This window comes from Mesorhizobium sp. M7A.F.Ca.CA.002.04.1.1 (genome assembly GCF_004022805.1).
GTDB lineage: Bacteria > Pseudomonadota > Alphaproteobacteria > Rhizobiales > Rhizobiaceae > Mesorhizobium > Mesorhizobium ciceri.
Genome location: NZ_RZPL01000266.1, coordinates 1 through 6,956, shown reverse-complemented (window position 1 = coordinate 6,956; position 6,956 = coordinate 1). Strand labels below are relative to the sequence as shown.

Sequence of the window (6,956 nt, the reverse complement as noted above, 5' to 3'; positions counted from 1 at the left end):
CTTCGGCCGCACCGTCTACGGCATCGGCAACCGCGAGCGCGCGGCCTATCTCTCCGGCATCGACACAAGGCGCGTGGTGATGATCGCCTTCGCCGTCTCCGGTGGGCTCTCGGCTTTCGGCGGCGTGCTTCTGGCCGGCTATGCCTCCAAGGCGGCGCAGTCGATGGGCGACGCTTATCTGCTGCCGTCGATCGCCGCGGTGGTGCTTGGCGGCACCTCGATCTTGGGTGGGCGCGGCTCCTATCTCGGCACTGTCGCCGGTGTCATCCTCATCACTTTGCTGCAATCCATCTTGTCGGTCATGCAGATGCCGGAGGCGGGGCGGCAGATCATCTACGGTGTCGTCATCGTCGCCATGCTGCTGCTCTACGGCCGCGCGCCGGCAAGCCGCTGACAGTGGACGAAGCGGCAGCACAGGCGCCGACGAGCGCCCCCGGCTCGGTGCCGGCCATCGTGGTTATGGGCGTCGCCGGCTGCGGCAAGTCGGCGGTGGGCGTTGGGCTTGCCGCCGCTCTGGGCGTTACCTTTATCGAGGGCGACAGGCTGCATCCTCCGGAAAACGTCGCACGCATGGCAAGCGGCGAGCCGCTTACCGATCAGCTGCGCGAAGGCTGGCTCAACGCGATCGGCGAGCGCATCGCCGCGTCGGTGGGGCAGGGCAACGGCGTGGTCGCCGCCTGCTCGGCGCTGAAGCGCAGCTACCGCGACCGGCTGAGCGGCTTCTGCCCGGAAATCGTCTTCCTCTATCTGGAGATCGACCCTGGTACGGCCAGGCAGCGCGTCGGCAGCCGCAAGGGCCACTTCATGCCGGCGAGCCTGGTCGACAGCCAGTTCGCCATCCTCGAGCCGCCGGCTGCGGATGAGCGCGCCTCGAAACTCAATGCCACACGCCCGGTCGGTGAGCTCGTCGCCGCCGCGGTCCGTCTGATACGCCGGTCATGAGCCTTCATCCATTCCGATGCCGATGCTGTCCGAGGCCTCGGTCAGCCGCTGCCGGCGGGACCACGTCAGCATCTGCTCGGGGTAGAGCTTCAGCGCTTCCAGCAGGCGGTCGCGCTTGAGCAGGATGTAGTGCGCCTGCACAGTCATGTTCTTGGCGCCATCCCTGGCCATGTCCGTTGCCGGGCTGACAGATGCCTCCGGCGTCAGCTCGGGGCTGAGCACGGCCCGGTATTCGATGAAGGGAACCACTTCGAAGGTCGACATGGCAAACAGGGCGGTCCTGCCCCTGGCGGCGAAATTCGCCGGTGCCGAGGCGAGATGCGTCCAGCCGCTTTCGCCCATGGCTGCCTCGGTGAAGCTCGTGCCGGCATGGACGGTGTTGGTCATCGTCACCACGCCATTCTGCTTCAGGATCTTCTGGATGCGGATGGTGACTTGATAGGTGTCGTCGCGGCCAAAGACGACCCGGCTTTTCAGGAACCGGTTTTCGACATCGATCAGCGGCGGATTGAGGAAACGCAAGCCGAACGCCGATTCGGAAATACCGTGGGTGTTGACGCTCACCTGATGCGCTTCGATACCGGCCTCGTACAGCGCGCGCTTGCCGATGATGGTCTGGGCGGTGAACTGATCGCACCAGAGGATGGCGCCGTGGCCGCGCTGCAAGGCCGACCGCAGCCCCGCCAACCCCTCCAGCCGGATCGTCGGCGACCAGCGGCCGGCCACCAGATGTGCGGCGAGCTGCAAGCGGCGGCGGTGGCGCGCTGCCAGCAATCCCTCGAACAGCTTGCGTGCATCGATACCATCGCCCAGCACCGCGAGCGTGGCGGCAGCGTAGGCCGGGAATTCCTTGCGCATATGGCGCTTGAGGCGAAACCTCGATACGCGGCCGCAGATCGGCGCCCACCACCGCACCGGCAGTGCCGCCGCCACCACGAGATAGAAGATAGACAGCAGGCCTTCGCGAAGATCCTTGTTGGAAAAGCGGCGAAGCCGGCCAGGGCGAACCAGCTTGCGGCTGAAGAAGCGTACATCCTCCGCCCGTTCCGGGACGAAGACGTCTGCGATGATTTCAGTGCGGAAACTGGCTGCCGACGGCAGCTTGCGGGCGGCCTTGCGGGATTTTTCTAACCACCACAGCCTCATCGGTCCAGCCCGTTCTTCGAACCCCGCTTTACTGCGTCGGCTTGGGCCGTGCAAGGTCATGTCCGCGCTCAAGACTTCTGCAAATTTCGCTTGCCCTAGACTTGAGACAAGCGCGCCGCTTACGAAGTGTTGATTTCGAGGGCCGGACGAAGATAGTCGTATCGCTATTCCATATATGGCGTCAGCACATCTTCGATCCATTTCATGAACGCGCGGACCCGGCGCGATAGATTGCTCCGATGTGCGACGACGAGGGACACGGCGAGCGGCCGGCGACGAAAATCGGGTAGGATCTCGACAAGCGCTCCACTCCCCAAGTATCGGCCAATGCCCAAGAGTGGCGCCTGGATCAGGCCGAGGCCGGCGAGGGCCGCTGCTTCGTAGGTCTGTGCGCTGTTGACGTGTAGCGCACCTGGCAACTGAAGCGTCGCGTAGCTGTCGCCGTCCGGATATTCCCATCCATAGGGTCGCGCGCCCAGCAGCGTCGAAAAATGAATTGCCCTATGTTCCTGACGCTGGAGATCTTCCAGCGATCGAGGCACGCCATGGCGCGCCAGATAGGCGGGACTGGCTGCGTTGGCCATGCGCAACAGGCCCAACGGGCGGGCAATCAGGGTCTCGTCGCGAATGGGTCCAAGCCGCAATACACAATCGAACCCCTCTTGAACCAGATCGACTTGCCGATCCGTACTCGACACCTCCAGCTCCAACTCGGGGTGAGCCGCCATGAAATCCGGCAAAGCCGGTACGATCGTTGTGCGCGCCACTTCGGTCGGAAGGTCGACCCGCAAACGGCCGCGAAGTGCCACGCGGTCGCCTGCGAACATCGAGTGCAGATCATCGACTTCAGCAAGCAGATCGCGGGCGCGGGCATGAAATGCGCGTCCGTCCTCCGTCAACCGCACGCTGCGCGTCGTCCGGTGCAGAAGCCTGACACCCACATCTTCTTCCAGCTTGCGGACCGCCGTTGAGGCTCTCCCCTTTTGGATGCCCAGGCTATCGGCCGCGCGGGTGAAGCTCCCCATTTCCGCGACCGTTGTGAAAATGAGGATGGGTTCGAGATTCTGCATTTTCGTGCCTCGGATTGTTTCCCAAAAAGAGAACAGTTGGTTCATTTTCTCGGCATTTATCACATTTGAGAGGCACAGTAAGCTTCGAATATGGGATCTCCCCATCGGAGAATGACAAGTGTCCGAAACTGTGAACCTGCATCAGACACCGGAAATTATGACCTTGCATCGCGCCCTGTGGGCCGGCCGGATCATGAGCGCGTTTGTCGTCATCGCCCTGACGGCAGATGGCACTGTTCAGCTTTTCGCGCCGGCACAGATCGCCAGCATGTTGCAGGAAACCGGGTTTGCGATGGACCTGACCCGTGTCGTGGGTCCGATCATCCTCGCCTGCGCCATCCTCTACGCCATCCCGGTCACCGCCGTCCTCGGCGCGATCCTGGTGACGGGCTTTTTGGGAGGTGCCATCTGCGCCCATCTCCGCATCGGTGAGTTGGGGTCGCCGCCGGAAATCATCTCCCTGTTTCTGGGCGCGATGACCTGGGGCGGCCTCTATCTCCGCGATCCCCGTATCCGGGCCATTCTGCCGCTCATCCATTGAACCAACAGGGGCAGCTCTGTCCCCCGACATCAGGAGAAAACACATGTTCCTAGTAATGGGAATCACGGGAAAAGTTGGCGGCGCAACGGCAGAGCATCTGCTGGCGCACGGCAAGGAGGTACGCGCACTCGTCCGCAACCGCGACAAGGCGGCCAATTGGGCGAACCAGGGCGTGGAACTGGTAGACGGCGACTGGAATGATTCGGCAGCCATCGAGCGAGCCCTCAAAGGCGTCGAAGGCGCGTTCGTCATGTTGCCCCCTGTCTGGGCGCCGTCGCCCGATTACAAAGAAGCGAGGAGCGTGATTGCTAGCTATGTCGAGGCTCTGACCAAGGCAGCGCCGCCGCGAGTGGTCGCGCTTTCGTCGATGGGTGCGAACAGAACAAGCGGGCACGGGGTGATCGCGGCCTTGTCGCTTCTGGAGCAAGGGTTTCGCGGCCTGACATCACCAACCGCATTTGTGCGCGCGGGGGGATTCTTCGAAAATTTCCTCTACGGCTTGCAGGTCGCGCAGGGCGGAATGCTACCGGTCTACTACAATCCGACAAACCGGAAATCGACCATGGTTGCGACGAACGACATCGGCGCAGAGGTCGCAACCCTTTTGACCGGGTCGACGTGGTCAGGGCAGCGCATCGTCGAGATCGGTTCGATGGTCACCGCGGATGAAGTCGCCGAGCAGTTGGGTGAAGTCCTGAATCTCGCCGTGAAAGCCTTTGCAATTCCGCGTGCGGGGTGGGCGGAAGCGTTCGAGCAATTCGGCATCCCGAAGGGTCACTCCGGACCCGCCGAAGAAATGTTCGAGGCCGTGAATGCGGGATGGATGGACCTCGGTGTGGCGGGTACGGAGCACGTAGCGGGTACGACGTCCGCACGCGCTGTATTCGAGGCTGCGTCTAACGTGAACGGATAGGCCAAAACTGCATGAGGTTCTCCGTGATTTCGAGCTTCGCAACCCGAGATTTGGAGAACCTCTCCTTCAATGCAGGAATCTCTATCTGAACGCGATCAGCTTGAAGTCGGTGGTTTAGATCTGCGACGTCAGCTCGACCGGAAAATCGTCATTGTCGGCATCGCGCATGGCGGCGAGGCTGCGATTATCCAGCACTTCGGCGATTGCCTGCCGCACCTCCAGCATCATGTGGCGGACCTGGCAGGTCGCCTCGTCGCAATCCTCGCAGCGTTGATACTGCGTGCGGCTGGCGCAAGGGATTGGCGCCAGCGGCCCGTCAAGCACGCGCACGACATGGCCGATCTTGATTTCGGAGGCCGGCCGGGCAAGGCGGTAGCCGCCTTCCTTGCCTTTGCGGCTCTGGACGAAGCCGGCATTGCGCAATTCGCCCAGGATGGCATCGAGGAATTTCTTCGGGATGTTGTTGGCCACAGCGATGTCATTGACGAAGGCCAATTGGCCGGCCGGCAGGCCAGACAGATGCACGAGGGCCTTGAGGCCGTATTTGCCTTTTTTTGTCAGCATGCCCAGATCAACCCATAAAAGCCCCAACCACTCGCATCTGGCGACTGTTTGTGTGCAAATAATGACGTCTTCGCCGCGCGATGATGTTTCGCGAAACAGCCACCAAATTGCACGTTAGGCATAAACGCGTTGATTCTTTGTAACGTTTTGCACTGAGAACGCGGATATTCCGCTGATAACCAGGTTATCGGCGTTCAAAAACGAAAAAAGCCGGCAGCGCGCCGGCTTTTTCGTCTGCTGTGCAGGTATCGCTGCCTCAGCGGCTGCCGTAGGTCTGGTCGAGCAGGCCGCCGGCGGCGAAATGCTCTTTCTGCACCTTGTCCCAGCCGCCGAAAACGTCTTCCACCGTCAGCAGCCGGACATCGGGGAAATCAGCCTTGTATTTCGCCGCCACAGCGGCGTCGCGGGCTCTGAGGCCGTTGCGGGCGGCGATGTCCTGGCCCTCCGGTGTGTAGAGGAAGTCGAGATAGGTCTTGGCCAGATCGCGCGTGCCGTGATCGTCGGCAACCTTGTCGACGATGGCGACCGGGAATTCGGCCAGCAGGCTGACCGAAGGCGTAACCTGCTCGAACTTGTCGTCGCCATACTCCTTGCGGATGCCGCGCGTCTCCGACTCGAAGGTGATCAGCACATCACCGATCTCGCGCTGCACGAAGGTGGTGGTCGCGGCGCGGCCGCCGGTGTCGAAGATCGGCACGTTGTTGAACAGCTTGGTGATGAACTCTTTCACCTTGGCGTCATCGCCCTTGAAGGCTTCCTTGGCGTAGGCGGTGGCCGCCAGATAGGTGTAGCGCGCATTGCCGGATGTTTTCGGGTTTGGGAAGATCACCTGCACGTCGTCGCGCACGAGATCGTTCCAGTCCTTGATGTGCTTGGGGTTGCCCGCGCGGACAAGGAACGAAGGCAGAGAATAGAAGGGCGAGGCATTGTCAGGGAAATCCTTCTGCCAGTCGGCCGAGACGAGGCCCTTCTTGACCAGGAAGTCGATGTCGATGACCTGGTTGAAGGTAACAACGTCGGCGCCAAGACCCTCGGCGATGGCGCGTGCCTGCGCCGAAGTGCCGGCATGCGACTGGTCGACGGTGACGCCCGGATGCTGGGCGATGAAAGCCTTGTTGACCTGCACGAACAGTTCGCGGCCGACATCATAGGATGCGTTGAGCAGTTTGTCGGCCGACCAGGCTTGGGAGGATGCAAGGAACAGGCCGGCGACGGTGGCAAGCCCGAGGAAAAATCGTTTCATGAAAACAGGCTCCGATGCAATGCGTTGATGGTCGGACCATAGCCGTGACGTATCATGCGCGACGAGGCATGCGCTCTCGGTTCGCGGCCTCGTCGTGGGAAAATATATCGCCTAAGTTGGCACCTGTTGGAATTCTGTTCCAGGAGATGGCTACCTTCGTCGGAGTTTTTCTGCGCCTTGTTTGCGGTGCTGCATGGCATATACAAAAGGCATATACAAAGAGCTGCCGCCATGCCCCAGAACCGTCATTCAACGCCGCCCAAGGAGGCGAAGCTGTTTCGCAACAACCGCAGCCCAACACGGGAGAGTTCACCCGGATCAGGAATCTGAAGGTCGAAAACCGGTTGGCGTAGCGCTTGAGCCGAGAATCAAGCCGCCGGAAAAAGCTTCCAGCGGCCGGGGCGGAACGCCACCCGGCTTTTTTGCGCCGCGGGATGATCGACCGGCAACTCGATTTCGACCCGCTGACGCTCACCACCGATTTCAAGCTCGACCCGGCGCGTGCCGGCACGCGCCGGCTGGCGGCGACCGTGCCGG

At 61.8% G+C, this 6,956-nt stretch carries 7 protein-coding genes and 2 pseudogenes; 4 read left to right on the top strand and 5 right to left on the bottom strand.

Going from position 1 to position 6,956, the window contains the following annotated elements; genetic code table 11:
- Positions 1-394, top strand: a pseudogene (locus tag ENZ75_RS15680) (ABC transporter permease); the annotation flags it as partial.
- A 2-nt stretch (positions 395-396) separates the two neighbouring features.
- Complete coding sequence (locus ENZ75_RS15675; RefSeq protein ID WP_027160689.1) at positions 397-942, top strand: gluconokinase; 546 nt, start codon at positions 397-399, stop codon at positions 940-942.
- Here the strand turns inward: ENZ75_RS15675 and ENZ75_RS15670 are convergent.
- Together ENZ75_RS15670 and ENZ75_RS15665 are read right to left on the bottom strand one after the other, a co-directional pair.
- Positions 937-2,088, bottom strand: a complete 1,152-nt coding sequence (locus ENZ75_RS15670; protein ID WP_063168515.1) for a hypothetical protein — start codon at positions 2,086-2,088, stop codon at positions 937-939. The genes ENZ75_RS15675 and ENZ75_RS15670 overlap by 6 nt on opposite strands.
- Positions 2,089-2,252: 164 nt before the next feature.
- A complete protein-coding gene (locus tag ENZ75_RS15665) occupies positions 2,253-3,203 on the bottom strand; it encodes a LysR family transcriptional regulator (RefSeq protein WP_244514315.1) in 951 nt (316 codons plus the stop codon).
- 73 nt (positions 3,204-3,276) lie between these two features.
- Here ENZ75_RS15665 and ENZ75_RS15660 point away from each other — a divergent pair, with 73 nt between their 5' ends.
- The gene (locus ENZ75_RS15660) at positions 3,277-3,699 is read left to right on the top strand and encodes a DoxX family protein (protein ID WP_024501529.1); all 423 of its coding nucleotides are present in this window, start codon (positions 3,277-3,279) and stop codon (positions 3,697-3,699) included.
- Between the two features lie 43 nt (positions 3,700-3,742).
- Positions 3,743-4,612, top strand: a complete 870-nt coding sequence (locus tag ENZ75_RS15655) for an NmrA family NAD(P)-binding protein (RefSeq protein WP_027160686.1) — start codon at positions 3,743-3,745, stop codon at positions 4,610-4,612.
- Between the two features lie 114 nt (positions 4,613-4,726).
- Here ENZ75_RS15655 and ENZ75_RS15650 read toward each other — a convergent pair whose 3' ends face one another.
- From ENZ75_RS15650 to ENZ75_RS15640, 3 genes and pseudogenes are all read right to left on the bottom strand, one after another.
- Positions 4,727-5,176 (bottom strand): Rrf2 family transcriptional regulator, encoded by a 450-nt coding sequence (locus tag ENZ75_RS15650; RefSeq protein ID WP_013530871.1) that lies wholly within the window; start codon positions 5,174-5,176, stop codon positions 4,727-4,729.
- 256 nt (positions 5,177-5,432) lie between these two features.
- The gene (locus ENZ75_RS15645; protein ID WP_013530872.1) at positions 5,433-6,419 is read right to left on the bottom strand and encodes a sulfate ABC transporter substrate-binding protein; all 987 of its coding nucleotides are present in this window, start codon (positions 6,417-6,419) and stop codon (positions 5,433-5,435) included.
- Between the two features lie 368 nt (positions 6,420-6,787).
- Positions 6,788-6,956: pseudogene (locus ENZ75_RS15640) on the bottom strand (TOBE-like domain-containing protein); the annotation flags it as partial.

Excerpts from the sequence above, each read along its gene's own strand:
- ENZ75_RS15670 (WP_063168515.1), bottom strand. The coding sequence starts at position 2,088 with ATGAGGCTGTGGTGGTTAGAAAAATCCCGCAAGGCCGCCCGCAAGCTG.
- ENZ75_RS15665 (WP_244514315.1), bottom strand. The coding sequence starts at position 3,203 with ATGAACCAACTGTTCTCTTTTTGGGAAACAATCCGAGGCACGAAAATG.
- ENZ75_RS15655 (WP_027160686.1), top strand. The coding sequence starts at position 3,743 with ATGTTCCTAGTAATGGGAATCACGGGAAAAGTTGGCGGCGCAACGGCA.
- ENZ75_RS15650 (WP_013530871.1), bottom strand. The coding sequence starts at position 5,176 with ATGCTGACAAAAAAAGGCAAATACGGCCTCAAGGCCCTCGTGCATCTG.
- ENZ75_RS15645 (WP_013530872.1), bottom strand. The coding sequence starts at position 6,419 with ATGAAACGATTTTTCCTCGGGCTTGCCACCGTCGCCGGCCTGTTCCTT.